The following is a 24,649-nucleotide window of genomic DNA, read 5'->3' as shown; positions in this document are numbered from 1 at the left end:
CTAAAGAGAACCCATAAGTTCTCCGATTTACCTAACGGTACAGCCATGTATTTTGACCAGGTAATCAACGGGGTGATAGTTTGAAGCGGGAGTTGCAGATATCCTTTGCTGCCGATCAGCTTTGGCTTAAAGCCCGCTGGGCGCTCATGCTGATCTGGGCTGTGGTCGCCTGGGGCAGCGCAGACGAACAATGGATTCTCGGTGGATGCGCGTTTGGTGCGATTTCCGGACTTGCGATCCAGTTCATGATCCGAAAGCCTGAGGCCTATCGAAAGTACGGACAAAACCTAGTCTCGCACTCGAGATTTCTTGACATCCTGCTTCCGATCGCCGCTACGATTTACGGACCCAGGGACATGGCGAACGTCTGGATGATCAGCATTCCAGCGATCATTTTCGAAGCTTTGAGTACACGTAACACCAGGCGAGTAACGCTGGTGACCATCGTAGCCATAGGGATCACCGTTTATGGGACCATCCTCAACGAAACCTGGAAGTCTCTCCTCTCGTCGGGATTCGGATTGATCTTTGCAGGTTTCGGCGGAATCACTCTCGCACGATTCCAAGCCAAGGATCGCATTCTGCGAGATCGAGATCGACGACTCTCGACGTTGATGAACACGTCTTCGAACGTAGCTGCTTCCGGCGATCTTCGGCAACTCATTCAAGGAACATTGAAAAGCGCGATTCAAGATGTCGGTGCCACAGCGGGGATGGTCGTCCTTACCTCCGATGAGGATCCAGGGCTTCTCATCACTGAGGCCGCATTTTCGCAATCTGGTGACTTCTTCTTCCCGATGGTTGTTGCGATGGGAGACGGCATTTCTGGCTACGTGGCCAAAGAGGGCCAGCCGATCACTTTGACGGCAAAAGACGGTGAGACCGTCGAGTGCGACGGAATTGGTTTAGCCATCAAGAGCGCAGTCTCGGTGCCACTACTTAACCGCGAGTTTCGGGGTGTGGGAATGGCAATCAATGAGCAGATCATTGGCGCAATGACCATTGTGAACACTGAAGAGGCTGAAGCTCTCGAGGCTGAGGAGCTTGATCTTCTTCAATCCCTTTCTTCCCTTCTCGCGAACGCGATTCATAACGCTCGAATGGAAGAGCGTAACCGTGCGACCTTTCTTCGAACTCTTGAGTCGCTAGCGACCGCGCTTGAAGCCCGCGACGACTATACGAGAGGTCACTCTCAGCGCGTTTGTGATCTCTCGGTCATGATCGGCTCAAAGCTCGGTTTGCTGCCAGACGCGCTCGAAGAACTCCGAATCGGTACGATTCTCCATGACATCGGCAAGATCGGTGTCCCGGACGCCATCCTGAACAAGCCCGGCCGACTAACCGACGATGAGTTTCACTTCATGCGGTCTCACCCGGTTATTGGCTACGAAATCTGCCGCCCGCTCATGCTCAGCGATGGCGTTTTGATGATCATTCGAAACCACCACGAAAAGCTCGACGGATCAGGATATCCCGACGGTCTAAAGGGTGGCGAACTTCCGCTCTCACTCCGCATTGTCTGCGTTGCCGACGCCTTTGACGCGATGAGCAGTCGCCGCCCTTATCGAGGCGTCATGGACATGGGTCATGTTATGGGCGAGCTCTCGAAGGGTGCGGGAATCCAATTCGACTCCGTCGTCGTCGAAGCGCTGAAAGAGCTCCTCGCCGCTGGTGAGCTCGATGATCTCTACTCCGCTTATTGGGGTCCAAAGTTTGAGGCTAATCAGGCGAGCTTGGAGGATCGAGCAGCCTAATGCTATTTGAGCCAGTTAGCGCTAATCGAGATCATACGACTTCACTTGGGGTCGACTTTGGAACCCGTTCGACCAAAGTCTTGATGCTGAACCAAGTTGGTGCGCGGACCGACATCGGTGCTGCTGGCTCGTTCATCCCTCCCGCCGGTTCGATCAAGAATGGAATGATTGAGGAGTCCAAAGAATTTGGTCGGAACTTTGGAAAGTTCTTGCGCGATAATCAGATTTCGTGCCCGGGCGCGGTTTTCGATATTCCGTCAAACTTGGCCGTACTTCGGTGGGTGACTCTACCATTGATGGAAGAATCCGAGATTCGAGAAGCGGCCAAGTTCAAAGTGCGAAAGCACCTCCCCTTCCCCCTCGAATCGGCATACGTCGAGGCAGCGACAGCAAAGGTGCATGGCGACGAAATCTCGGCACTTGTCGTCGCAACTCCGCGTAACATCGTCGACTCCCGTTCTGAGGCACTGCTTTATGCCGGTCTTGAACCAATTCGGGCGGAGCTTGAAGCTCAGGCGATACTCCGGGTTGTGGAACGACGGTTGAATCGAAGATCCGCACTTTGGCGCGACGCTTCGTTGACGATTATCGATTTAGGTTCAAGCAATACTCACATGTACGTTGTTCAAAACCAACAGCTCCAGTTCATCCGGGGAGTCAAGTTTGGTTCAAGCATGTTCCATTCGGCGGTTCGGGACGCGCTCAATCTCTCTCCCGAAATTGCCGACACGGTCATGCACGATCCGCGCACAAACCTCTCTTCAAAGGGAATTCTCAGCGTGCCGTTGGGAGACGACTACGGCATCGTCGACATTACCGAGCAGCTCGAGAAGCTGACCCGTGAAGTCATGCGCCTCATGCGCTATTTTAGATCTCTGCACCCCGAGCGGAGCTACGCCGGGATTTTGGATCAAGCAATTCTCTGCGGAGGGCTGGTGAGTTTGCCAGGTCTCGCCGACTATTTACAGAAGCAGCTCGGGCTGCGGATCGAGTTTGCACGTCCCATCGCGGGAATGATGACTCGATTCAACCGTGAGACTTTCGCGTCGGTATCGAACCGACAAGAGGCCTACACGATCGTCATGGGACTTGCCCTAGCGGGATTGAGTCAGAGCACACAGAACCGGAGCCAACTAGATGGTGGACGCGAATTTAACTGGGTTAGGGTCGGCTAAGACTCGTTCGATTAACGTCGAGGTAAACCTGCTCAACGAGTGGTCGTCTTCTCGTGCCGCGATGCAGGTTGAGATTCAGCGACAAATGTTGGTTTTGGCCGGTGTCTGCCTAGCCGGTTTGGTTCTTCTTCCAGCAGTTAGCACTTGGCGCAGCAATGTCTTCGAAGGAACAAACGAGTCTGTTAAGAAACGTGATGCAGCCCTGCGAGATCAGAAGCAACTCGCGAAGACCGTCGCAGAGGTTACTCCTTCCCTCGACTTCGCGGAAATGCGAGGAAACTGCAACAAATATCGAAACTACCTATTCAACGAGTCTCACAAGTTCTTGGAATCCACACCCGAGACCGTCCGCTTTGATAGCCTCAAGATCGAGGCAATGGGAGGTGAATTGAGCTTCAAGGTGGTTGCAAATGCCCGGAGCGCGGCCGACGGACGTCGATTTGTTGAAGCAGCCGGACGAGGACGAAATGTGTCGGCGTCGAACCAAACCGCGATTCGGCAGAGTCAGGTGATGGGCGACGATGGCGTCGTGTTTGACTATCTCAAAAAGGTCAAGGTGGGCAAGTGATTTCTACAACCATTGCGACCGGCAAACTCTCTCGCGCCATCCGCCGATGGACAATCGGAGTGGGGGCCTTCTTCTCCGCTTCTTGCTTGTTTGTATCTGGTTCTGCGATCGCCTCAATGATCAACGCTTCTACAGCCAAGGCACAGATCGTCGGTCTTGAAAAAGACATCGCCAACATGGAAGCTACGATTGAGCAGTCCAAAAAGCTGACGGTCCGAATGCCGAAGCGTAAGAGCGCGAGCCGTATTCAGGCCGTAATCGATGAGGCAGCGATGTTAAATGGTTGTCGGCTGGTTGAGTTCCAGACTGCACCCGACTTACAACCCTACGCCTCTCGTTACACGACCGCAGAGGTCAAGGGCTGGACTCAGGTCACTGTTCAGTTTCAGCTCGACGGAACGTTCACAGGAGTTTTTGAAGTGATCCGCACACTATGCTCGGCACCTGATCCGGTCGAAGTTGATTCAATTGACATCAACGAAGGTCGTACGAAGCAGTCTGAAGTGAACGCAAAAGTGACCCTTCGTGTCCTGAAGATGGAGGTCAAGAGTTGAAAACCGGAAACCCTAAGCAAGCAGTAATTCTCGCAGTCGTCGCGGTGGGCGCGATTGGCTTCCTCGGTACGAGCCTGTTCTCGACGTTTGCAAGCGGATCAACTCCCGCTCCTGCGCCCGTTGAGATAAAGGAAAAGTCACCCGACCCAGCTGTAACCACGACCAAACCTTCGTCCGAGAAACTCCCTGCAACCGAGCCTGGCGAATCTGAGGAGATCGAAAGCGACCTTCCTCCCAAGATTGACAAGACACCCTTCGGAAAGCTTGAACCCAAGAAGCCGATTGCAACTGTTGGTGATAAGAAGCCGCCTGCATCGCTCCCAAAGGCTGGTCGAAAGGGATCTCAAGCGGAACGAGAAACCACTCCCCTGGATCCGACTTCTGAAAACCATCCAGGTTTGCCCGCCACGGGAGAACTGCCCGCCGGCGGAGGCGAAGCACCTGAAAATGCAGACACTCCAAAGCCGATTATGATTCGATTTGAAGGATTCGTTGACGCTGGAAATCCAGTGGCAATCATCCGAATTGGCGAGAGCCAATACACCGCAGACCAAGGCGAAGGATTGCCGTACGGGATTCGCGTGATCGCGATGACCTCTGAAAAACTCACTCTCTCTATCCGTGGTCGACGCAAGTCGGTCTGGATTGGAAGGGAGGTCCAACTATGATTGATACCCTCGCACTCGCCGTTGTTTTGACCTCAAACTCAGGATTAGTCTGCAAGCTGTACGTTGCCCCAACCAAGCTTGTTTCGGCTCCGACAGTAGCTTTCCGTGGTGTTGGACCCAAACGACTGAACGTTAGCATCTCCGAAATGTTGTTGAGGCAAGGGTTTGGAGGGTCAGTGCTCAGCAGTCCTATTCAAATGAGCCTGCGAACACCCCTCTCGCGAGCCCTGCTCGCTCAGGGCAAAGTAAAGATCAAACTAGGCGATCCCGGTTCTGCAACGCTGGTTCGCCCGATGGATCGACCAGTCTCCGCCCCGATCAACGCCACGAGCCAACCGCCAGCGCTGCCAGGAACCACTTCTCAGGGAGGGCTGCGTCCAGGCGACCAAGGACCCGAACAACTCATCTCAATCGGAAGCCAAGTATCAGAGGTGCGTCTTGATCTCACTAACGCCGTGGCGCCAAAAGTGCCTCACGTTCAGAATCCTAGTCAGCCCGCCGGCGCAGCAAACAAGTTTTTTGAGCCTCAGCCAGCGGCTCCGATGGAGAAGCGAGTCTCGGTTGCGCTATCGGCTACCCCGTTGGAAACTGTCGTTGGACTGCTCAGCAAACAGACCGGCATCAATATCGTGCTGATCTCAAAGGCCGACCAGAAGGTGACTTTGAACATCAAAGATATGCCACTGAGCGAAGCAATGAAGCACATTTCAGCGTTGGCAGGCGTTCGAACTCTAAAGGTTCGAAACACGCTTGTGATGGCAGAGGATGCAGTTCTTCGAGCGGCGTACCCCGAGGAGTATGCGTCAGAGACGCCAACAAAGACAGCGACACCGACGGCTCCGGGGAATACAACGACTACGAATCCCGAACCGACGCCTAAAGCTGACGACGTTTTCAAGGTCGTGGCGTTGAAATACCTTGGGGCCACAACGCTGGTCAACGCACTGAAAGATGCAGTATCAAAGCTCGGTGTTTCTCTTGTTGCAATGCCGAATTCGCTAGTCCCTCGACTCAACGTTGTGGCGGCTGCTGGGGGCGGGGCCCCAGTTGCTCCTGTCGATCAAGCTGCAGATAACTCTAGAACCATTCTTATCAGCGGCCCGGCTAAAGCAGTTGCCCAGTTGGAAGCCATTATTAGCGCAACTGATATCGCAAGACGACAAGTTCAGATTACGGTCACGATCCATGACGTTTCCGATTCCGTTTTGAACGAACAAGGCATCCAATGGGTTCCTGGTCAGTTCAACGTTTCTGAGGTGACGAACTCCTCGCCAAACTTCGGGACGTTCCAGCGAACCGGAGTCTCTTTTGCGGCCACACTGAAGGCACTTGAGCAAAAGGACAAGGCTCGTCTGCTTTCAAGTCCAAATATCAATGTTATGGATGGTGAGTCGTCTTCGATCCTGATCGGAGAGAAACGGCAGTTCCCGATCGTTGCGAGCTTTAACGCAAATGGCCAACCTGTATTTTCGGTGCAGGAGCTCAAGATTGGAATTCAACTTGATGTGAGCGCACAGATCGCCGCTGACGGCAGCATCACCCTGGCCGTCCGGCCGGAAGTCTCTTCGATCATAGAGTTTCTCAATGTGAACGGCGGTACTTACCCGCAGCTCGCGACACGAAGCAGTGAGAACCGACTCACCATGCGAGACGGTGACACGATGGTCATCGGCGGACTCGTGAAAGAGGAAGACATCAAGAACTACCAGCGGTTGCCCGTTTTGAGCAACATTCCGTTCTTTGGCGAGCTGTTCAAAAGTCGTCGGATTGAGAAGAGAAAGTCTCAGCTCATCATCAGCATCACGCCCAACATCATCAAACAATGAACATTGATCGCCCACTAAGCGAGATTTTTGTCGAAGAAGGACTGATTTCTCGCGCGGAACTCATGGAGATCCTCGCTAAACGCGAGGATACTCGTGAGTCGGTTGGTGATCTTCTTGTTCGACTCAAGAGGATCTCTGAAAAGCAGAATCTGGCGGCAGTTGGCCTCCAGATGGGCGTGCCGTTTGTTGACTTAGCAAAGACCGACCTCGATTTTGATCAGGCCAAGATCATTCCCCACTCCGTAGCGGTTCGGCTGTTGGCCGTGCCTATAGAGGTCACTGACATTTCGGCGACGATGGCGATGGTTGATCCGCTGGATCTCACTGCCCTTGATGAGCTTTCGAACCTAACCGGGCGTGACATCGACCCACTGTTGGCGACCGAGACGGACGTCCGCGACGCGATCTTCCGAACATTCGGTGCGTACGACGATCTGGGTGAGATTGTTGGCGAAGCAGTGCGAGGCGTTGATACCGACTCGCTCACTCTTCAGTCGCAAGAAGATGACGACCAGAGCACAACCAATGTCGTCGAGCTTCGCGAAGTTGGCGAAGGTGCTCCCGTCGTCAAGTTGGTGAACGCCGTCCTGATCCGTGCTATCGCGATGCGATCTTCGGACATTCACATTGAGCCTCACCAACGGCGGGTGCGCGTCCGCGTTCGTATCGATGGTCTCCTTCAAGAAGTCATGGTGGTTCCAAAAGACCTTCAGATGCCTCTTACTTCGCGCATCAAGCTGATGGCGGGACTCGACATTGCTGAGCGACGCGCTCCACAGGATGGTCGTTGTACTCTTGTCGCCCCACAAGGTGAGTTTGACTTCCGCGTGTCGACCTATCCAAGCGTCTTCGGAGAGACGATCGTTATCCGAATTCTCGATAAAAACGCGGCCATGATCGACATTCAGAAGCTTGGCATGCACGCATCTGGATTCAAGACACTGACATCCAGGCTTCAAGAGCCTCAGGGCATGATTCTGGTCACCGGCCCTACCGGGTCCGGAAAAACCACCACGCTTTACGCGGGCCTGCACTACCTGAATGCGATCTATCGAAACATCATCACGATTGAGGACCCAGTTGAGTACCAGCTTGACGGAATCACTCAGGCCAACGTTAATCCAAGAGCTGGAATCACCTTTGCGACGGGCCTTCGTTCGATGCTGCGCCAAGACCCTGACGTCATTCTGGTTGGTGAAATTCGAGACCAAGAAACGGCCTCGATCGCAACCGAGGCGGCTTTGACTGGGCACCTTGTGTTGAGCTCGCTCCACGCCAACGACGCGTCTTCCGCGATCACTCGACTCGTTGATATGGGTATCGAACCCTTCCTGCTTGGGGGCTCAGTTTCATGCTCGGTCGCCCAACGTCTGGTTCGCGTTAACTGTCCAAAGTGCCTCGAAGAGTACAAACCAGATCCGGAGAACATCCGTCGGCTCGGACTCGATCCAGCTTCTACATTTGTAAGAGGAAAGGGCTGTGAGCACTGCTCGAAGACTGGTTATCGAGGTCGAATGGGAGTCTATGAAGTTCTTGAAATGACTTCGGAACTTCGACGAATGATCTTGGCTGGCAAGAATGCCAGCGAAATTCAGCAGACTGCGATCAATAACGGAATGCTGACGCTTCGGCAAGACGCTTCTGACAAAGTATTGGAAGGCCGAACAACAATTGAGGAAGTCGTGCGTGTCACTGCGGAGCAAGGCTAATGGTCTCCTACGCCTACAAGGGGATCGACGGCAAAGGCACTCGTGTCGAAGGTGCCATCTCTGCATCCTCGATGGAGGATGCGGAAAATCGTCTTTCTAAACAAGACATTAGCGTCATCGCTTTGCGCCCCGATGGCGCAAAAGCGCAAAAGACGGAACAGAGTACAGCTCTACCGGAAGCCGCTCGATCAAAGATCTCTCCCCAAGACGCCGCCGGAATTCTTCGCAACCTTGCCGTTATGGCAGAAACGGGGGTTCCTTTCATCGAGGCGATTGATGCCGTGATCAGCAGTGCTCGCACTCCAAAAATTGAAGCAACGATGCGTCTGGTCAAAGACGGTGTTGTTAGTGGGCAAGGGATTTCGGGAGCTTTGAGGCTCGCTCCCAACATGTTTCCCGCGATCATCGTCGACATGATTCGAGTTGCTGAGGCGGGCGGGCGACTAGATCAAGCCCTTGATAACGGTGCGGCCTACATGGAACGCGCCGCGGATCTCAAACGAAAGATCATGAACGCGATGCTCTATCCAAGCGTCATGCTGGGAGTTTCGAGCTGCACGATTCTAGTTCTGATCATATTCGTTATGCCTCGGTTTGCGGTGGTGTTCAAACAAATGAAAGCAGAGCTTCCGCTGACTACCCAAGTGATGCTCAAGTCGGGCGATTTTATCCGAAGTCAGCCGATCGTATCAGCGGTAGGGCTAGTCGCGTTCATCGTCGGTCTGACGATTGCCCTGAGAAACCCAATCTCTCAAAAGGTGCTCTCAGGAGTGGCCGCACGTTTGCCACTCTTGGGCGATCTTATGAAACGGCTCGCGCTTGCTCGCTCGTTACAATCCATCTCCACGCTTGTGGCTTCAAACGTTCCCCTGCTCGCAGCGATTGAAGCGGGAGCTCGAGTTGCGGGTCACACACAACTCGAAAAAGCTCTGTTCACAGCAAAGGACGACATCGAGCGCGGGAGCTCAATGTCGGAGGCACTTGGCAAACACAGTATTTTTCCGAAGCAAGTCATCCAACTGATCTCGGTGGGGGAACGAACGGGGCGCTTGCCGCAACTACTCTCCACCGTCTGCAAATCCATGGAGACTGAGGTAGACGGCCGTCTAAAGGCACTTGTTAGCATCATTGAGCCGCTGATGATCGTCGGGATGGGACTCATCGTTGGCTCGATCACGATGTCGATCATCGGTCCGATCTACAGTGCGGTCGAAAACATTCGATAATTCACTCAAAGTTCTAAAGAATTGACCCTAGTAAACCAATAAACATTGAAGAGAGGAAATATGCGACAACCTTCGCTCCGAAATCGCCGAAACGCTTTCACACTTGTGGAACTGCTCATCGTCATCATCATCATCGCCGTGCTTGCTGCAATCGCGATTCCGAAGTTCTCGAACTCGACGACCCGAAGCAAGGAGTCGGCGCTCCGAAGTAACCTAAAGCTAGCCCGTAATGCAGTTGAGCTTTTCAGAGCGGATACAGGACTATTCCCTAAGGATCTCGCTTCTTTGGCAGTTACAACCGCACCAACGCAGGGCTACGATTCGACAGCAACGTTGGTCGCTTTGACGGCAGCCGACTGGAGAGGTCCATACCTTCAAGCGGTCCCAAAGGATTTTGATGGCACCAGCGATTTCACCTACACCACAACCCTGTCTGGACTCGGAAACGTAAGGTCGGGCATCACAGGCTACACAACTTGGTAATCCAAATCATTCTTTGAGCGAAGTTACGACCGAGTCGGTACCGACTCGGTCGTTTCGTTTTGCGGTATCCTTTCCCTATAACCTATGGTTTACATTACAGTTCAACCCAACGAATCCATCGACAGCGCACTCAAGAAGTTCAACATGAAGCTCCAGCAAGCCGGAGTTCTGCGAGAACTGAAGGAGCACAGCGCATACGAAAAGCCAAGCGAGAAGCGACGACGACAAGCTCGTCGACGCGTTTCACAGCGATAATCGGTCAATGAAGTTTTTGGGGAGTTCTGTTATGGAACTCCCCATTTGCATGTATGGGATTCCCCTTTTCAGTTGAGAATGCAACCGAGTCAGAACTGGAGCTTTCAAAGCTTCAGCTCGCTCTGGAGAAGGTATGTGGCATCGAAGAGATTTCCCAATCAGTACACGTCCTAGTGACTACAGATCAGCAAGTGCAAGAACTAAATCAAAGGTTTCGAGGCATTGACGCCACGACCGACGTTCTCACCTTTCCCTCCGGACAAAACCATCCGTTCCCACTCGGCGACATTGCAATTTCATTGCCCTACGCACAGCGACAGGCCTCTGCAAGGGGAGTCGGACTTGAACAAGAACTCATCGCATTGATCGTCCATGGAGTGCTTCACCTTAAGGGCTATGATGACGTACAAGACGAAGACAAACTGAGAATGCAAACTCGAATGAACGAGATTGGCGAGATGATCGGGACGCCGATTGACGCCTTTTGGACGTCTGTACTCCATCAGGAAGAGGAATGAGCGAACGAAGAAACGTTTTTGAGCCGTTCCGCGTGGCGATTCGCGGGATCGTTTTCACCTTCAAAACTCAGCGGCACATGAGGTTTCACCTCTACGTCGTGTTTATCGTTATCCTCCTCGGTATCTTCGTGAACCTTCCGCTTCGCGAGATGCTTGTCTTGCTGTTTACGATCTCGCTGGTCGTCGTCGCCGAGATGTTCAACTCTGCCATCGAGGCCGTTGTCGATCTCGTCAGTCCTAACTATAACCCTATGGCGAAGTTCGCAAAGGACATCGCCGCGGGTGCGGTATTGATCACCACGATCATCGCGATTGTTGTCGGATCTTTACTCGTTTTGGGTGAGAATCGCTGGGAAACCCTCAAAGTCTCTCTTGGTGCAGAGGCTCCAGAGATCGGAGTTATCCCCCGAATCATCATCGGGGTATTCCTCTGTATCATCGCAGTCGTCATCGGTAAGGGTCTCGGAAAGCGAGGGCAAGTTCTTCAGGGTGGACTCGTCTCAGGGCATGCTGCACTGGGCTTCTTCTTTGCCACCTGGGCCGTACTGCTCACAACCAATGCGGTTGTTGCCGCAATTGCACTCACTCTCGCCGCAGTGATCGCGCAGAGTCGGTACGAAGCAAAATTTCACACCATCAGCGAGCTTGTTTTGGGAGCCGCCGTTGGCACCGGAGTTGGCCTCCTCCTTTACGCAACGCTCCCCAAATAAGTGAGTCAACGTGATACAGTTAAGTAGTAAACGACATCCATGATCGATCAATCATCAAACGGCGACAAAGCTCCTGAGAGCGGTTTGCGCCGCATTCTCCGTCCCTTCCTGTTCACGATTGCCGGAATTTTTGTCACAATCGCCCAGGTATTCGCTCGTGCGGCGGGCGGCGGAGTTTCTCTTCGGCGATCCAATACGATGGAGACAGAGATTCGGTCTCTAGTAGAATCGGGCGGAGAATCCGGCGAGTTTGAGGAAGAAGAGACAGAGTTGATTCACTCGGTCTTTGAGTTCAAAGAGACGATCGCTCGGGAGGTAATGACTCCGAGGATTGATGTTGATTCCGCAAGTATTGACATCAACCCGTACGACTTGGTCGAGCTGATCCAGACCTCGGGCCACTCGCGAATCCCGATGTTTGAAGGAACCGACGACGAAATCGTCGGGATCATCCACGCCAAGGATTTGCTAGTGACGATGCTGCGCGGGAAGCCAGTGAACCTCCGTTCACTCATGCGCCCTGCGCTTTACGTCACTGAGAACAAGTCGATTCACGACCTCCTTGCGGATATGCGGCACTTCCGAACTCAGCTTGCCGTTGTGAAAGACGAGTACGGTGGAACCTCAGGAATTGTCACGATTGAGGACATCATCGAAGAGCTCGTCGGTGAAATTCAAGACGAGTACGACAACGAAGACCCGACCGTGTCCGAAACTCTAAACGGCTTCATTGTGGAAGGCAAGACGCACGTCGACGACGTGAACGAAGAGATCGGATCAAACTTTGAGAGCGAGGACTTCGACACAATCGGAGGCTACATTTTCGGCTTGTTTGGACGACAACCCAAGCAAGGTGAATGGATTGATGATGGGACTTATCAGTTCACCGTCACCGAAACCGACGGGAAGCGAATCATAAAAGTCCGCATCGAGAAGATGGACCACCCGAACGCCGAGTAACCTGCGGCTATCGGCTAAGCTGATTTCATGTCGTTCCTCGCCGTTATGCTCGGTCAGATTCCGCCCCCAATTTCCGCCCAAGAAGACCACGCAAGGCTTCTGAAAGAGCTTGGAATCGAACGATTGAGACCCGGTAAAGACGGGATGAATCCTAAGAACCCAAACTTTGCGAATACGGACGAAGCGAAGTCCAACCCTAATCCCAACATCCCGGCGTTGCTCACCTTTAACAACGGTCGCACTGTAAAAACGAGAGCCGATTGGATTCGGCGAAGGGCCGAAATCACCGAGTTGCTCGACCGCGAGATTTACGGCCGCACCCCCAAGAAGACCCCGGGAGTCACCTGGGAGGTCATCTCTAGCGAGGAGAAAGACTTTTCCGGAGCCAAGGCGACCTCGCAAAAGCTTGTTGGGCATGTCGATAACAGATCCTGTCCTGAGATCAAAGTTGACATTCAACTCACTCTGACCTTGCCAGTCGAGACCAAGCGGAAGTCTCCGGTGATCCTCGAGTTCGGCTTCATCTTTCCCCGGCGCCCTGGCTCGGCTCCGGTTGCGCCGCCACCTCCACCGGCTTGGCAAGTTGACGCGATCAAGCGGGGGTGGGGATTTGCAATCCTTGATCCAAACTCGGTCCAAGCAGATAACGGAGGTGGACTCAACCGAGGCATCATTGGATTGGTTAACAAGGGCCAAGCTCGGAAGCCAGACGACTGGGGAGCACTGAAAGCCTGGGCCTGGGGAGCCAGACGATGCCTTGACCTCTTCACAAAGAACCCAAAGATTGACGCCAAGAAGGTTGCGATAGAAGGCATCTCGCGCTACGGCAAAGCGGTGGCGGTGACCATGGCCTATGACCAGCGATTTGGGACGGCCCTCATCGGTTCATCCGGGCAAGGCGGCATCAAGATCTGGCGACGCGATAATGGCGAGACCGTCGAGAATGTCGCAAGCAGCGGCGAGTACCACTGGATGGCGGGTAACTATGTCAAATATGCAGGGCCGCTGACTCCCGGCGATATGCCAGTCGACGCCCACCAGCTCTTGGCTCTATGTGCCCCTCGTCCAACGTTTGTCGGAATCGGATCACCGCAGGTGGAAGGGATTTGGATCGATCTGATGGGAACTTTTATGGCGACCAAACTGGCCTCTCCTGCTTGGGAACAGCTAGGTAAGAAGGGACTTTCTGTGTCGGAGTTGCCCCGAGAAGGGGTGCCAGCGGTCGGCGGCGAACTCGCTTTTAGCGGACACACTGGCGGACACACAAACGTTCCAAACTTCCCCATCTTCTTCGACTTTTGCGCGCGCTACTGGGACAGGTAGTCAATCGATGGCGTAAATTGATAGCAATGAGTGCTTCGCAAGTTCTGGCTCCCGATCGAAGATTGTGGGTTCTTCGGAACTTCGATCTGTTCAAGTCACTGGGCGCGGAAGATCTGACTTTACTCGTACACGAGAGCCGCTTGGTGGAATTCGGGCGGAACAATCACATCTGCATGAGCGGGGTGAAACACACTCACGCTTATCTGATCAAAGAAGGCAATGTCCGCATTGTGTCGACTAACTCGCAGGGGAAGCGACTAACGGTCGGAATCCTCAAGCCCGGCGAGCTGATCGGCGACATCGACTTGTTCGAGAACGAGCTTGCTTTTGGCGAGAGCGCCGAAGCGATTGGCTTCTGCGTGCTCTACGCTGTTCCTTTGGAAACACTGAAACAGCTAATTCTCTCCAAGCCGGAAATGGTTTTTGCCGTCTCCAAGCTTGTCCGTGAACGACGTTCTCAAATCATCAATCAGATGCAGGACGTGCTGTTCCTCACAGTTGCGCAACGCCTTGCGAAACTCGTTCAGCGTCTCGCCAAGCAGTTTCCCGGCCAGACCAAGTCGGGGCGGGAGTTTGTTAACATCAAACTCACCCATGCAGAGCTTGCCGACCTAATCGGCTCAAACCGCGAAGCGGTGAGCGCAACGCTTGCCAAGTGGAAGGCGAGCGGAGGGCCTGTGGACGTCGTGAAGGGTTTCCTTGTCATCCGAGGCGATCTAAACGACTTCTAGGGTTACCGCAACCAAGTCACCTGCGACCAACTTTCCCGCCTTTCTCACCGTAGCCTTAACCGGCAGCAGATAACTTCCATATTCCTTTGCGGGAAACAGAGAGGTTTGAAAGTCTGTCTTCCCTATCGTGACATTGACTTTCACCGAGCCAAAGCCCTTCTTCGGAGTTCCTTTGATGCTGGCTTTCAGCGCATCTCGCGCAGCTTCGGGCAGAGTCAGGAAGTGCCACCCAACGCCGTTCTCTGCGCGCCATATCCAGAGCTCAGCTTGGAATTTGATCACTGCTTAGGGTGGTCTTGGAAGAACTTCCAGATCTCGTCCCAGGCGAGGATTCCACTCTTGGATTCACGGCCCGCGGCGTACCAGCCGCCGAAAATCTCGTGAGTTCCGTTCTCCGAGGAGATGAGGGTGACTTCGGCTCCCTTGTCGGTTTTTCCAAACTGACGCATGGTGGCCTGGTCCTTCTTGTACTCGACCGTCTCGGCTTTTACAGGAAGGCCAAACTTGTTGGCCCACCATTCCGCGCTTTCATCGGCTCCCATGCTCTGCAGCATGGCTTTCATCCCTCGCTTGTAGACGACGACGTTGTCTTGTTTTCCGTGGATCAACAGGACTGAGACTTGGGATTTGGGAGCCGGAATTGTATCTAGTCCACCATTTGCTGGAAGACCGACTGTGCCAGAGATACCCGCAACCGCGGCTAAGCGGTCGCCCATTACCGAGCCGAGGTAGTAGCTCATCATTGCGCCGTTAGAGTGACCGAAGACGTACTCGCGTTTCTTGTCGATGTTGAACTCACCCTCTATTCGATCCAGGATTGTCTTGATAAATTCGACGTCGGCTTTGTCGCCTGCCATCTTGAAGAATCCGGCGTTCCAGCCTCGAAAGTTGTCGGGCAGACCGTCCGGGACCGCAAGAATAAAGCCGGCTTTATCGCATTCGTCTTTGAGATGAAGGATTCTCTCGAAATCGAATTTGTTGCTCGTGAGACCATGAAGTGCGATGACGACCGGGGTTGGTTTGGTGTGGTCGTATCCCTTCGGAACCTGGAGGATGTAGTCGCGTGGCTTTTCGGCAACCGTGATTTTGTCAATGTATCGCCCGGCGGCCCGAGGCTCGGGCTTGGCAGGAGCGCAAGCGGTCAGGGTCACCGCTAACAAGGCGATCAATACTCGGTTCATCTGGCTATTTTATACGGAATCTTGGACAGAAAAAAGACGACCGCGTTTTGGCTTGTTCGCGGCCGCCGAGGGATTGGGAGGTTCTTGCTATGTCGGACTCTCTTGTTTGGAGCCCTATGATGTTTCTAACGCCTTCCGGGATAGGTCGGTTCCAGAAAAGTTCTCGTGTGAAATTGTGGGCACCTTGCTGACCTGAATCAAGAAAACAAAAGTGCCCTCGATCTATGGATCGAGGGCACTGGCTCTGTGAGACGCGTGTTAGGCGTTCTTTCGTCGTCGGCGAGCCAGAGCAGCAAGACCTAGACCGATTGCGGCGAAGGTGCCAGGCTCAGGAACGACGTTAGTGATCAGGATATCGTTTCCTCCGGTGATCGAATTTGTTCCGAAGTCACCAAGATAGGTGATCTTTCCGGTGAACGTATCTGCACCGACCAACCAGCTGACGGTAGCTCCTTCAGCAAGTCCATTGAATGTCCCGCTGACTGCGCCCGCTCCCGTGTTGCTTACGATGAAGAACAAGTCTGAGAGTGCCGTGTTTGGCGCAATTCCCGACAAGTTAAGCGTAGCGTTGTTTAGGGTCGTTGTTCCTGAAACGACCAACTGATCGTAGCCGGTTCCTGGCGTGGTTCCGTTCAGCTCAACGTTAAACGCCGAGCCGGAATTCATCGTGACGTTCCCGAACACGCTCAAGATTCCAGGGCTATTGCCAGGAGCAACTGCGGCACCGCTGTTGACTGTAAGGTTTCCGCGAACGGAACCGTTTCCGCCGAGTGTTCCACCGTTCATCGTCACCGCGCCAACTCCGAGACCGGAAGTCGTGCCGCTGATGGTGTCGTTGACGAAGAGCTTGCCAGCGTTGATGGTGGTTCCACCTGTGTAGGTGCTCGCTCCAGTGAGATTCCATGTACCAGTTCCGTTTTTAACCAGGGCGGATGTAAGGCTCGTTCCCTGATTACCAAGGCTCAGATTCAGCGTGTTCAGATCGGTGTTTGAACCGGTTAGTGTGAGGGTCCTTGGCATCAGAGATGGGAATGTCAATGTTAGAGATTGGGCTGCGCCACCAGCCGTTGCGTTGTTGCTCAATCGAATGAAGTTCGCTCCAACCTCCGTGATCGTTGTATTTGCCGGAATGTTCGTGTTACCCGTTACGGTCGACCCAACAACCATTTGGCTTGCAAAGGTTGTTCCAACAGAGACCACGTTGCTGCCCGAGTTGAACGTAAGACCAGTGATCGAACCGCTTCCGATTGGAGTGTTTTGAGTAATCGAGTTCGTTGAACCGAAGACCAGCGCCCCAGATCCTGAAGCGTCGATCGTACCACCACTTCCTGCCATAGCAAGATTTCGGTTCGTTGTTTCGCCTGCTCCGGTGTATCTAAGCGAACCGGTGTTTCCGGCAGCGTTTCCTGAAAGAGTCAGATAGCTTGCGGACGATGGGGCTCCTCCGAGGTTTCCAAATGTTCCACCGTTTCCGATCGTGCTCACGCTGAGCGTTCCCTCACGAATGATCGTTTGGCCGGTGTACTGGTTGCTTCCACTAAGGGTCAAAGTTCCAGCCCCGGACTTGATCAAACTACCCCGAGATACCACACCACTAATTGTAGTTGGTGAAGTTGCTCCAACTTGGATCACTGACCCGTTTGCTGCGCCACCGTTGAGCTCCCAAGCTCCAGTGAACGTCATTGGGTTCGTACCCGATAGGTTGATCATTCCTGAAGTGACTTCTACTCGGTTACCGAATGTTCTGGCACCGCCTCGTGCCATGATTGTGCCCAATCCTGGTCCGGCGAAGCCGGAAACTGAGCTAGTTGTCGCCCAAATTGTGCCTGTTCCAAAGGCACTATCGGTGCCTGCTTCCCAAACATCGCCCTGGACGAACTGGTTCAGTCCGGTGCCGGAAGTGAGGCCAAAATTACTCAATCCAATCTGTGTTCCACCGCTGTAGGTATTTGCCCCGTTGAGGATGTTGTACGATCCGAAGCTGGTTCTCAAGCCACCTTGGCCGGAAACCACACCATTGAGTGTCACACCGTTGGAAAGAGAATCGTCACCCTCCAGGTTGAGGAAGTTGTTGAGCGGGGAACCGGACGTATTCAGCAGGTTGATGTTTCCGTTAACGGTCAGAGATTCTGCGAGGTTGACACCAGCGGTTCCAATTCCCGGCAACGAGCTTGCGCCAAGGTGCACTTCAAGGTCGCGGTTTACCACCGCGTTTCCTGTGGCCCAAATGCGAGTTGCACTCGTGCTTGACGTCATCTTGATCGGAGAAGTGCTAAGACCGAATGCGCTCGGAGTTACGCCGTCCCCTGCCACAGTCCCCGTGCCTAAAACGGTCAATCCACCGGCTAGTGTCGTCGTGCCAGTGTAGGTGTTGTTCCCTGTGAGAGACAAGCTACCTGAGCCAATTTTCGTCAGACCGCCCGATCCAGAGATAACTCCCGAAAGATTAAGTGGGGTTGTAGAACCTCCGAGACCGCCGGTGTGGAGGATCAGTTCAGCTGCTCCTGCCGTTACGTCGTTAGAGATTGTATTGAGGTTGGAGAGAGTTTGTCCGTTGAGAATGAGTCCACTCGTGATGGTGAGCGGTGCACCACTCAGCGCGACGGCTGTTGAACCGCCTAGCCGGAGCGCATTAATTGTGGTTGCAGATCCAAGTGCTTCGTTTGCAGTAATGCTGACGTTGTCGGTTGCGCCTGCCGCACCAATTGTCGCGGCATATTCAGTTGCTCCCAACGGTCGGAGTTGACCCGTACCGCTATCGCGTGTCGTCATGTTCACGCCAAGCGACGATGTACCGTTTAGCGACGTCACCCAAGGGATAATCGATTGGTTCGTCGTTCCGGCACCTCCGCCGCCGCCGATCATCGTAGGACCGTTGGTAACTACAACGCTTGCGACACCAGCACCAGCTGTATTTCCGAGTCCGGCACCCCTGAAGAAGATGCCTCCGCCGTTGTTTCGGGCAAGCGAGTTGATTGTCAAAGTGTTCGACTGCGCAGCGTTCGGGGTCACCGTAACGAAACTATTACCTCCTTGGGCGGTTAACGTCCCAATGGACTCTGAAGTAGCTCCCGAGGCGTTTCCGGTGAGGTTTAGGTTTCCACCACGGCTGACGACACTTCTTCCAGCGAGGCGATTGTTAAGGTTTGTGGTGTTATCAAGGGTTACAGTCGCGTTGATGTCGACGTTGCTACCAGCACCAAGTTGACCAGAGGCACCGCTAATCGTCGTAGTGCCGGAATCTGACCGTAGCAGCCCTGAGAATGTTGAGCCGTTAGCGGTAATCGTCAAGCCTGCGGTGCTGATTTGCTTGGTAAGCGCGCCAGTTCCGGTGAGCGTTCCACCCATGGTCAGGGCTGCAAAGTTGTTGATTGCACCACCATTTGAACCAATTGTCCAGGTTCGTGAAGCGGTAAGTGCGCTGGTGTTGATTCCAAGAGTTCCACCGTCGAGCAAAACACCGTTGGCAACGTTACCCAACGTTGCGTTGTTTCCAGAGTTGACCCAAAGGGTTCCTCCGAGCACCTGGACTTGACCGGTGAACGAGCTCGTGGTGCTAGTGAGGGCAACGCTTCCTGCTCCAGTTTTAGTCAGGTTCCCAGTACCGCTGATCGGCGCAGAGATCGTGTTGACAGTTGTAAAGAACAGCGAGGGGGTCGACCAGAGAGTGTTGGTCGCGTTTAACGAGAGACCGGTCGCAGACATGTTAATGCCAAACGTTCCCGCGATGGTCGTCGAAAACCCAGTGTTGTAGTTAATCGCCGAAAGGGTTCGGTTCGCAACGTCAACTGTAGCAGTGAAACCTGCAGTCTGACCGGTTGCGTCATTGAATGTCGCAGTACCACCGGCATCAGCAACGTTTCCACCGAGCCAACTTGAAGTAGCACTCCAGTTAGCAGATGCGGTGCCAATCCATGTGCCGTTGACCTGTGCGTTTGCGCGGGACATGCCCACCGCAGCTAAGCCTAAAACCAAAAGTGTTTTGTTCGAGAGAATGCTCGAATCAACGATATATTGCTTTTTCTTCATGCCTTCCTGTTCCAGCATCGGCGCGGGAACCTCCAAACGATCGCGTTCAGCAAATCCGAACGCAAACAGACCTACTAATCTGAATCTTGCAAGATTAATCCAAACCTCGCGCGTTTTGTTAAGTTTTCGACAAAATTCTTTTTAATTATTCAGCGATTTCACTGAATGAAATCCCGAAACTAGTAAATATGCGAGCTTTCCGATCAACGATCTTGTTACTAAGAAATCGAACTCGAGGCGTAGATAAACGAAGACGGGACGAGAAGGTTCTCGTCCCGTCGGAAGGGTGGTCGGTTCTGACTTAGTAGTCCATTCCGCCCATACCGTCCATGCCGGGCATTCCTGCTCCTCCGGCGCCCTTCTTTTCGGGCTTGTCGACGACTAGGGTTTCGGTGGTGAGTACGAGGGCTGCGATACTCGCGGCATTGGTGATGGTCGAACGGGTGACCTTTGCGGGGTCAACAATTCCAGCAGCGACCATGTCAACAATCTCGCCGGTGACGGCATTGAGGCCGAAGCCGTCTGCCGCTGCGCGGACCTTTTCCACGATGACCGAGCCTTCGAGGCCGGCGTTCTTGGCGATGTGTCGGATTGGCTCTTCGAGCGCGCGCTTCACAATGGCAACTCCGGTTGCTTCATCGGTGCTCATACCTTCGGTGCTGAGCTTATCGGCTGCTCGGAGGAGGGTTGCTCCGCCGCCAGGGACGATGCCTTCTTCGACGGCCGCTCGGGTTGCCGAGAGGGCGTCTTCGTAGCGGTGCTTCTTCTCTTTCAGCTCGGTCTCGGTGGATGCTCCTACCTTGATGACAGCGACGCCGCCGCTGAGCTTAGCAAGTCTCTCCTGCAGCTTTTCTTTATCGTAGTTGCTGTCGGTGGTGTCGATTTGTCGCTTGATGAGATCGATTCGACCGAGAACGGATTCCTTGGAACCGGCGCCTTCGATGATCGTGGTCTCTTCCTTGCTGATGACGACCTTCTTGGCGGTGCCAAGTTGCTCGATCAGAACGCTCTCGAGCTTGACTCCAAGGTCTTCACTGATAAAGGTTCCGTTGGTGAGAACGGCGATGTCTTCGAGCATTGCCTTTCGTCGGTCGCCAAAGCCAGGGGCCTTGACGGCGGCGATTTGGAGCACGCCTCGAATCTTGTTGAGGACGATGGTGCTTAGGGCGTCACCTTCGATGTCCTCGGCGATGACGAGGATTGGTCGTCGAGCGGCGGCGGCTTTCTCAAGGAACGGAAGGAAATCGGCGGCGACGCTGATCTTCTTCTCGTGGATCAGAATGATCGGATTCTCGAGAACGGCTTCCATGCGCTCAGGATCGGTGACGAAGTAGGGGCTGATGTAGCCTCGGTCGAACTGCATACCTTCGACGACGTCCAGTTGGGTGTCTCGGCCCTTGGACTCTTCGACGGTGATGACTCCGTCCTTGCCGACTTTGTCCATTGCTTCAGCAACGTGCTTTCCGACTTCGGAATCGTTACCAGCGATGGTGGCGACGAATTCGACCTGCTCTTTGTCCTTGATCGGCTTGGCGGTTTCTTTGATGGTCGCGATGACCTGCTCAACTGCCTTTTCGATTCCGCGCTTGACGGCGATGGGGTTTCCACCGGCGGCGACGTAGCGGAGGCCTTCGTTGACGATTGCCTGGGCGAGGACGGTTGCGGTGGTGGTTCCATCACCGGCGACGTCGTTGGTTTTGGAGGCGACCTCTTTGCAGAGTTGCGCACCCATGTTCTCATAGGGATCTTCGAGTTCGATTTCCTTGGCGACGGTGACGCCGTCCTTGGTGATCGTTGGGCTTCCCCACTTTTTGTCGAGGACGACGTTTCGCCCCTTTGGTCCAAGGGTGACCTTGACTGCGTCGGCGACTTTGTTGACACCGCGCTCAAGGGCTCGTCGTGCGTTTTCGTCGAATACTAGGTTCTTTGCTGCCATGTTCAGTTCTCAGTTATCAGTTAACAGTTGTCAGTTGGGTTGGCTGTTTGCGGATTGCGATTCTCTGAACTGCAAACTGCAAACTGCCAACTGGAATTAGTCTCTATCTCGGGGGCCTCGGAATCCGCCGCCACCGCCGCCTGGGCGACCGCCGGGTCGGAATCCACCACCGCCACCTGGGCGTCCACCGCCTGGTCGGCCGCCGTATCCGCCACCGCCGCCGGGTCTGCCGCCGCCACCTGGTCGGAAACCGCCACCGCCGCCGTATGGGCGTCGAGGAGGTCCGCCGCCGTCATCGTCGCGACGTGGTGGGCGATCGTCGCCACCCTCGTCTCGGCGAGGAGGTCGGTCGTCGCCGTAGTCGCGGCGAGGTGGGCGGTCGTCTCGGTCGAAGCTTCGCTGAGGCCGGTCATCCCGATTGAAGTCGCGTGGAGGTCGGTCTCCGAAGTCGCGGCGAGGTGGGCGATCGTCTCGGTCGAAATTTCGCTGGGGCCGATCATCGCGATTGAAGTCGCGTTGCGGCCGGTCCTCGCGGTCGGTTCGCTCGGTTCGCATCGGCTTGGACATTGAACCGAGCTTGAGGCTCAGTTCGCGGACTCGCTCTTTGATATCCTTGGTGTGGAACTCTTCGACATAGCCGAGGTCGGCGGCGAGAGCCACGAGGGTATCGAGGCGGTTCAGCGAAGCGACGGCTTCGCTGTAGTTCCCGGTGTCTTGCCAAGCGGCCACGGCGATGGTCGCCGGGACGTCGTAGGAGGCACGAATGATCTCCAGGGTGAGCCGTTCCTTTTCGGCGTCGGGCAGGACTTCGGTAAAGCGGTAAGCGGTCGTGACAAGTGTCCGACCTTGTTGCCAGACGTCGAGGTTGCGGTAATCAGCCATGAGTTTTCGTTGCGGAGTTAGCCAATGACGGCGTAGATTTGGTCTTCGTCGAGGATGGTGTATTCCTTGCCTTCGATGGAAACTTCGTTTCCGCCGTACTTGCTAAAGAGCACCTTATCGCCGACTTTGACGTTGAGTGTGTTGCGCTCGCCGTTATCGAGGACTCGTCCGTTGCCAGTGGCGACGACGGTTCCTTCTTGCGGCTTCTTCTTAGCGCTGTCTGGGAGGTAGATTCCCGAAGCAGTTTTCTCTTCTGCGTCGAGTACCTCAACGACGACTTTATCACCGAGTGGTTTCAAGTTTGCCATGGTCGTTTTCTTTTTGGTTTCGGCGGCGCTCCACTGCCCTTGTGGGCTGGAGGAGGAGTGCAGGGTTTTAGCACTCGCCTGCCGAGATTGCTAAATTATACCCATTGGCTTCTACGCCTGGCGGGTTTGAGGCGTTGCGCCGAGAGTTTGGGTTAACGAACTCATACTGAGAACCGGGACCTTTTGGCCCGGCGTGGAACCGGAGCATGTATAGCCTCCGTATCCATCATCACTGAAAACCCATGAAGAACGTTTACCGTTTCCTCGTTGGGTGTACTGTTTGCTTCTTTGTGATCGTGCTCTTTGGGACGATCAAAGAGCATCGAGTCGCGGCGGTCGCAAGTTACACCCGCATTCCGATTGAAGAGCTGCTCGCTCTTCCTGTCCCTTCAGAAAAGCAATGGAGCAAAGACGGCAGCCTGGCTAGTTACACCATTGCGCGTGACTCAAAAAGTGAACTCAAGACACTCTGCGGAGAGTGGACTTCCAAACTTGGTTCCAACGGATGGATTGTCAAGCGGTCGGGCCAGACCGTGTGGGAGTGGGCGAGGGGTGAAGACCGAATCATGCTCTCCTACTCGCCGTTTTTGAACCGAACTATTGCCTTGCTGATGATCACCTCAGATCGATTGACTGGTCCATTCGAGAAGCAGTTTCTCGAGTTGCAGTTGCCGGGAGAGTTTGCTGAAGTTTAGGTTTGTCATAATGGGGCATGCGGAGGAGGGCCTGGGTTGGGACTGGAGCCGGAGTTGCGGCAGGCATTGCAACTCTAATCCTGATGCCTCGTGCGAGCTCGCCCGTTGATGAGGCGATTCGGGTTTTGGGGTTGAAGAATGGTCCAGGCGATAACGCCTGGCTGTCCTACTTGTATAACGGAATGAGCACAGGTCGGATGAGTCGCGCGTTCATCTTGACACCAGCGAAGAACACTTCTGATGTTGAGATGATCAAGCAGATTTCTGTTGCCCTCGAACCAATCGGTTGGATTCGCTCCGACTTGTGGCTGGATGGTCCTGCCGGACTGCATCGCTGGGAAAAGAGCGGCTGTACGCTTGACCTGGAAGACAGTCCGATTAGCCCCGAAGTCCGGTGGATCACACTAGAGCGTCCATCATCCCTTTGGGATGGTTTTCGACAAAGGCTAGCACTCTAGCCCACCCTGCTAGTCCGTTTTGGAAAAGAAAACCTTTGCAAGCTCCTTCACGACGACGTCATGGCCCTTTCGGTTGGGGTGGTTAAATTGAGACATGTACGGTTCCAGGGAGTTGCCGGCTCTGAGGATGTCGCTGAAGGCGGCGTAAGGGTCGGCTAGGGAGACTTGGTTTTGTTTGGCAAGATCGCGAATCATGGACGCTCGTTGCGTGAGCGGGTCGTCGGAGTTCAGCATTTTGGCGGTTAGATCTGGCGTTGGGGTTAAAAGGATCACCTTGGCGTTGCTCCTAAGGGCAGTGGTGATCATGGACTGCCAGGCAGCTTTGCATTGGTCGAGTGGGACGCCTCTGTCGTTAAGTGCGTAGTCGATGGTGACGACTCTTGGCTTGAGGGACATCACGTCCTCCATAAATCGCTTCTCGCCTTGAACAGAGTTTTCGCCGCCGATTGCGGTGACGACGACGTTGATAACCGCGTTGGTGAATTCTTTTTTGAGTACCTGGTGGAGGAGGTGCGGATAGGCGTTGAACGTGTCGACTTTTGGGGTGACAAAGTAGCCAGCCGGAACGCTGTGTCCGTGGCAGACGACGCGAAACTCGTGGTTTTGGGGCCAGGGCTTTTGTAGCTCGGCGCGTATGTCGCTCCAGCTGGGAGCTTGGGGAGCGGCAAGCAGTTTTAAGGCGATCAGCGCAAGCATACGC

24 protein-coding genes are annotated in these 24,649 nt (G+C 54.3%); 17 read left to right on the top strand and 7 right to left on the bottom strand.

Translation table 11 applies throughout. The features are described 5' to 3' along the window. The first annotated feature begins 92 nt into the window (after positions 1 to 92). The 15 genes from WCK51_07135 to WCK51_07065 all read left to right on the top strand — a co-directional run bounded on the left by WCK51_07135 (position 93) and on the right by WCK51_07065 (position 14,460). Positions 93 to 1,754, top strand: coding sequence for an HD domain-containing phosphohydrolase (locus WCK51_07135; protein MEI7576649.1), 1,662 nt, complete (start codon positions 93 to 95; stop codon positions 1,752 to 1,754). Continuing rightward, on the top strand, positions 1,754 to 2,929 hold the full coding sequence (gene pilM, locus WCK51_07130; GenBank protein MEI7576648.1) for a type IV pilus assembly protein PilM: 1,176 nt from the start codon (positions 1,754 to 1,756) through the stop codon (positions 2,927 to 2,929). The genes WCK51_07135 and pilM overlap by 1 nt, the downstream gene beginning before the upstream one ends. Beyond that, positions 2,892 to 3,497, top strand: coding sequence for a hypothetical protein (locus WCK51_07125; protein ID MEI7576647.1), 606 nt, complete (start codon positions 2,892 to 2,894; stop codon positions 3,495 to 3,497). Before pilM ends, WCK51_07125 begins: the two co-directional genes overlap by 38 nt. Next, entirely contained in the window at positions 3,494 to 4,051 is a 558-nt protein-coding gene (locus tag WCK51_07120) for a hypothetical protein (protein MEI7576646.1), read from the top strand. The genes WCK51_07125 and WCK51_07120 overlap by 4 nt, the downstream gene beginning before the upstream one ends. Continuing rightward, positions 4,048 to 4,719 carry a hypothetical protein gene (locus tag WCK51_07115; protein MEI7576645.1) on the top strand — a complete coding sequence of 224 codons (672 nt, stop codon included), beginning with the start codon at positions 4,048 to 4,050 and terminating at the stop codon, positions 4,717 to 4,719. The genes WCK51_07120 and WCK51_07115 overlap by 4 nt, the downstream gene beginning before the upstream one ends. Next, positions 4,716 to 6,545: a hypothetical protein gene (locus WCK51_07110; GenBank protein ID MEI7576644.1), complete on the top strand. Its 1,830-nt coding sequence runs from the start codon at positions 4,716 to 4,718 to the stop codon at positions 6,543 to 6,545. Before WCK51_07115 ends, WCK51_07110 begins: the two co-directional genes overlap by 4 nt. Beyond that, positions 6,542 to 8,254, top strand: a complete 1,713-nt coding sequence (locus WCK51_07105; protein MEI7576643.1) for a GspE/PulE family protein — start codon at positions 6,542 to 6,544, stop codon at positions 8,252 to 8,254. The genes WCK51_07110 and WCK51_07105 overlap by 4 nt, the downstream gene beginning before the upstream one ends. Further along, the gene (locus tag WCK51_07100; protein MEI7576642.1) at positions 8,254 to 9,480 is read left to right on the top strand and encodes a type II secretion system F family protein; all 1,227 of its coding nucleotides are present in this window, start codon (positions 8,254 to 8,256) and stop codon (positions 9,478 to 9,480) included. The genes WCK51_07105 and WCK51_07100 overlap by 1 nt, the downstream gene beginning before the upstream one ends. A gap of 60 nt (positions 9,481 to 9,540) precedes the next feature. Beyond that, entirely contained in the window at positions 9,541 to 9,963 is a 423-nt protein-coding gene (locus WCK51_07095) for a prepilin-type N-terminal cleavage/methylation domain-containing protein (protein ID MEI7576641.1), read from the top strand. A gap of 84 nt (positions 9,964 to 10,047) precedes the next feature. Further along, positions 10,048 to 10,218: a 30S ribosomal protein S21 gene (gene rpsU / locus WCK51_07090; protein MEI7576640.1), complete on the top strand. Its 171-nt coding sequence runs from the start codon at positions 10,048 to 10,050 to the stop codon at positions 10,216 to 10,218. Between the two features lie 53 nt (positions 10,219 to 10,271). Next, positions 10,272 to 10,736: an rRNA maturation RNase YbeY gene (gene ybeY / locus WCK51_07085; GenBank protein ID MEI7576639.1), complete on the top strand. Its 465-nt coding sequence runs from the start codon at positions 10,272 to 10,274 to the stop codon at positions 10,734 to 10,736. Continuing rightward, complete coding sequence (locus tag WCK51_07080) at positions 10,733 to 11,446, top strand: diacylglycerol kinase (protein ID MEI7576638.1); 714 nt, start codon at positions 10,733 to 10,735, stop codon at positions 11,444 to 11,446. The genes ybeY and WCK51_07080 overlap by 4 nt, the downstream gene beginning before the upstream one ends. Before the next feature lie 39 nt (positions 11,447 to 11,485). Next, positions 11,486 to 12,406 (top strand): hemolysin family protein, encoded by a 921-nt coding sequence (locus WCK51_07075; protein MEI7576637.1) that lies wholly within the window; start codon positions 11,486 to 11,488, stop codon positions 12,404 to 12,406. Between the two features lie 27 nt (positions 12,407 to 12,433). Beyond that, positions 12,434 to 13,729, top strand: a complete 1,296-nt coding sequence (locus tag WCK51_07070; GenBank protein MEI7576636.1) for an acetylxylan esterase — start codon at positions 12,434 to 12,436, stop codon at positions 13,727 to 13,729. A 26-nt stretch (positions 13,730 to 13,755) separates the two neighbouring features. Next, the gene (locus tag WCK51_07065) at positions 13,756 to 14,460 is read left to right on the top strand and encodes a Crp/Fnr family transcriptional regulator (protein ID MEI7576635.1); all 705 of its coding nucleotides are present in this window, start codon (positions 13,756 to 13,758) and stop codon (positions 14,458 to 14,460) included. Here the strand turns inward: WCK51_07065 and WCK51_07060 are convergent. The 6 genes from WCK51_07060 to groES all read right to left on the bottom strand — a co-directional run bounded on the left by WCK51_07060 (position 14,446) and on the right by groES (position 22,796). Further along, positions 14,446 to 14,742, bottom strand: a complete 297-nt coding sequence (locus tag WCK51_07060) for a DUF1905 domain-containing protein (protein ID MEI7576634.1) — start codon at positions 14,740 to 14,742, stop codon at positions 14,446 to 14,448. The two genes, WCK51_07065 and WCK51_07060, sit on opposite strands and share 15 nt — an antisense overlap. Then, positions 14,739 to 15,641 (bottom strand): alpha/beta hydrolase-fold protein, encoded by a 903-nt coding sequence (locus WCK51_07055; GenBank protein ID MEI7576633.1) that lies wholly within the window; start codon positions 15,639 to 15,641, stop codon positions 14,739 to 14,741. Before WCK51_07055 ends, WCK51_07060 begins: the two co-directional genes overlap by 4 nt. A gap of 258 nt (positions 15,642 to 15,899) precedes the next feature. Next, positions 15,900 to 19,670, bottom strand: coding sequence for an autotransporter-associated beta strand repeat-containing protein (locus tag WCK51_07050; protein ID MEI7576632.1), 3,771 nt, complete (start codon positions 19,668 to 19,670; stop codon positions 15,900 to 15,902). 301 nt (positions 19,671 to 19,971) lie between these two features. Beyond that, positions 19,972 to 21,606: a chaperonin GroEL gene (gene groL / locus WCK51_07045; protein ID MEI7576631.1), complete on the bottom strand. Its 1,635-nt coding sequence runs from the start codon at positions 21,604 to 21,606 to the stop codon at positions 19,972 to 19,974. A gap of 96 nt (positions 21,607 to 21,702) precedes the next feature. Beyond that, entirely contained in the window at positions 21,703 to 22,488 is a 786-nt protein-coding gene (locus tag WCK51_07040) for a four helix bundle protein (protein MEI7576630.1), read from the bottom strand. A gap of 17 nt (positions 22,489 to 22,505) precedes the next feature. Further along, positions 22,506 to 22,796 (bottom strand): co-chaperone GroES, encoded by a 291-nt coding sequence (gene groES / locus WCK51_07035; GenBank protein ID MEI7576629.1) that lies wholly within the window; start codon positions 22,794 to 22,796, stop codon positions 22,506 to 22,508. A 242-nt stretch (positions 22,797 to 23,038) separates the two neighbouring features. Between groES and WCK51_07030 the strand changes: the two genes are divergently transcribed. Continuing rightward, on the top strand, positions 23,039 to 23,491 hold the full coding sequence (locus tag WCK51_07030; protein MEI7576628.1) for a hypothetical protein: 453 nt from the start codon (positions 23,039 to 23,041) through the stop codon (positions 23,489 to 23,491). Positions 23,492 to 23,508: 17 nt separating this feature from the next. Continuing rightward, positions 23,509 to 23,949, top strand: coding sequence for a hypothetical protein (locus WCK51_07025; protein ID MEI7576627.1), 441 nt, complete (start codon positions 23,509 to 23,511; stop codon positions 23,947 to 23,949). A 9-nt stretch (positions 23,950 to 23,958) separates the two neighbouring features. Here WCK51_07025 and WCK51_07020 read toward each other — a convergent pair whose 3' ends face one another. Continuing rightward, positions 23,959 to 24,645, bottom strand: coding sequence for an SGNH/GDSL hydrolase family protein (locus WCK51_07020; GenBank protein MEI7576626.1), 687 nt, complete (start codon positions 24,643 to 24,645; stop codon positions 23,959 to 23,961). Positions 24,646 to 24,649 lie beyond the last annotated feature (4 nt).

It is taken from the genome of Armatimonadota bacterium (assembly GCA_037138755.1).
Taxonomy (GTDB): domain Bacteria; phylum Armatimonadota; class Fimbriimonadia; order Fimbriimonadales; family Fimbriimonadaceae; genus Fimbriimonas.
The sequence above is the reverse complement of the archived record's forward strand: the minus strand, read 5'-3'. Positions and strand labels throughout refer to the sequence as shown.

What these genes read in the sequence shown, in the direction of transcription:
- groES (MEI7576629.1), bottom strand. Translation starts at nt 22,796, where the DNA reads ATGGCAAACTTGAAACCACTCGGTGATAAAGTCGTCGTTGAGGTACTC.
- WCK51_07050 (MEI7576632.1), bottom strand. Translation starts at nt 19,670, where the DNA reads ATGAAGAAAAAGCAATATATCGTTGATTCGAGCATTCTCTCGAACAAA.
- WCK51_07040 (MEI7576630.1), bottom strand. Translation starts at nt 22,488, where the DNA reads ATGGCTGATTACCGCAACCTCGACGTCTGGCAACAAGGTCGGACACTT.
- WCK51_07080 (MEI7576638.1), top strand. Translation starts at nt 10,733, where the DNA reads ATGAGCGAACGAAGAAACGTTTTTGAGCCGTTCCGCGTGGCGATTCGC.
- WCK51_07070 (MEI7576636.1), top strand. Translation starts at nt 12,434, where the DNA reads ATGTCGTTCCTCGCCGTTATGCTCGGTCAGATTCCGCCCCCAATTTCC.
- WCK51_07025 (MEI7576627.1), top strand. Translation starts at nt 23,509, where the DNA reads ATGCGGAGGAGGGCCTGGGTTGGGACTGGAGCCGGAGTTGCGGCAGGC.
- WCK51_07125 (MEI7576647.1), top strand. Translation starts at nt 2,892, where the DNA reads ATGGTGGACGCGAATTTAACTGGGTTAGGGTCGGCTAAGACTCGTTCG.
- WCK51_07030 (MEI7576628.1), top strand. Translation starts at nt 23,039, where the DNA reads ATGAAGAACGTTTACCGTTTCCTCGTTGGGTGTACTGTTTGCTTCTTT.
- WCK51_07105 (MEI7576643.1), top strand. Translation starts at nt 6,542, where the DNA reads ATGAACATTGATCGCCCACTAAGCGAGATTTTTGTCGAAGAAGGACTG.
- WCK51_07095 (MEI7576641.1), top strand. Translation starts at nt 9,541, where the DNA reads ATGCGACAACCTTCGCTCCGAAATCGCCGAAACGCTTTCACACTTGTG.
- WCK51_07020 (MEI7576626.1), bottom strand. Translation starts at nt 24,645, where the DNA reads ATGCTTGCGCTGATCGCCTTAAAACTGCTTGCCGCTCCCCAAGCTCCC.
- pilM (MEI7576648.1), top strand. Translation starts at nt 1,754, where the DNA reads ATGCTATTTGAGCCAGTTAGCGCTAATCGAGATCATACGACTTCACTT.
- groL (MEI7576631.1), bottom strand. Translation starts at nt 21,606, where the DNA reads ATGGCAGCAAAGAACCTAGTATTCGACGAAAACGCACGACGAGCCCTT.
- rpsU (MEI7576640.1), top strand. Translation starts at nt 10,048, where the DNA reads ATGGTTTACATTACAGTTCAACCCAACGAATCCATCGACAGCGCACTC.
- WCK51_07100 (MEI7576642.1), top strand. Translation starts at nt 8,254, where the DNA reads ATGGTCTCCTACGCCTACAAGGGGATCGACGGCAAAGGCACTCGTGTC.
- WCK51_07075 (MEI7576637.1), top strand. Translation starts at nt 11,486, where the DNA reads ATGATCGATCAATCATCAAACGGCGACAAAGCTCCTGAGAGCGGTTTG.
- WCK51_07055 (MEI7576633.1), bottom strand. Translation starts at nt 15,641, where the DNA reads ATGAACCGAGTATTGATCGCCTTGTTAGCGGTGACCCTGACCGCTTGC.
- ybeY (MEI7576639.1), top strand. Translation starts at nt 10,272, where the DNA reads ATGGGATTCCCCTTTTCAGTTGAGAATGCAACCGAGTCAGAACTGGAG.
- WCK51_07065 (MEI7576635.1), top strand. Translation starts at nt 13,756, where the DNA reads ATGAGTGCTTCGCAAGTTCTGGCTCCCGATCGAAGATTGTGGGTTCTT.
- WCK51_07110 (MEI7576644.1), top strand. Translation starts at nt 4,716, where the DNA reads ATGATTGATACCCTCGCACTCGCCGTTGTTTTGACCTCAAACTCAGGA.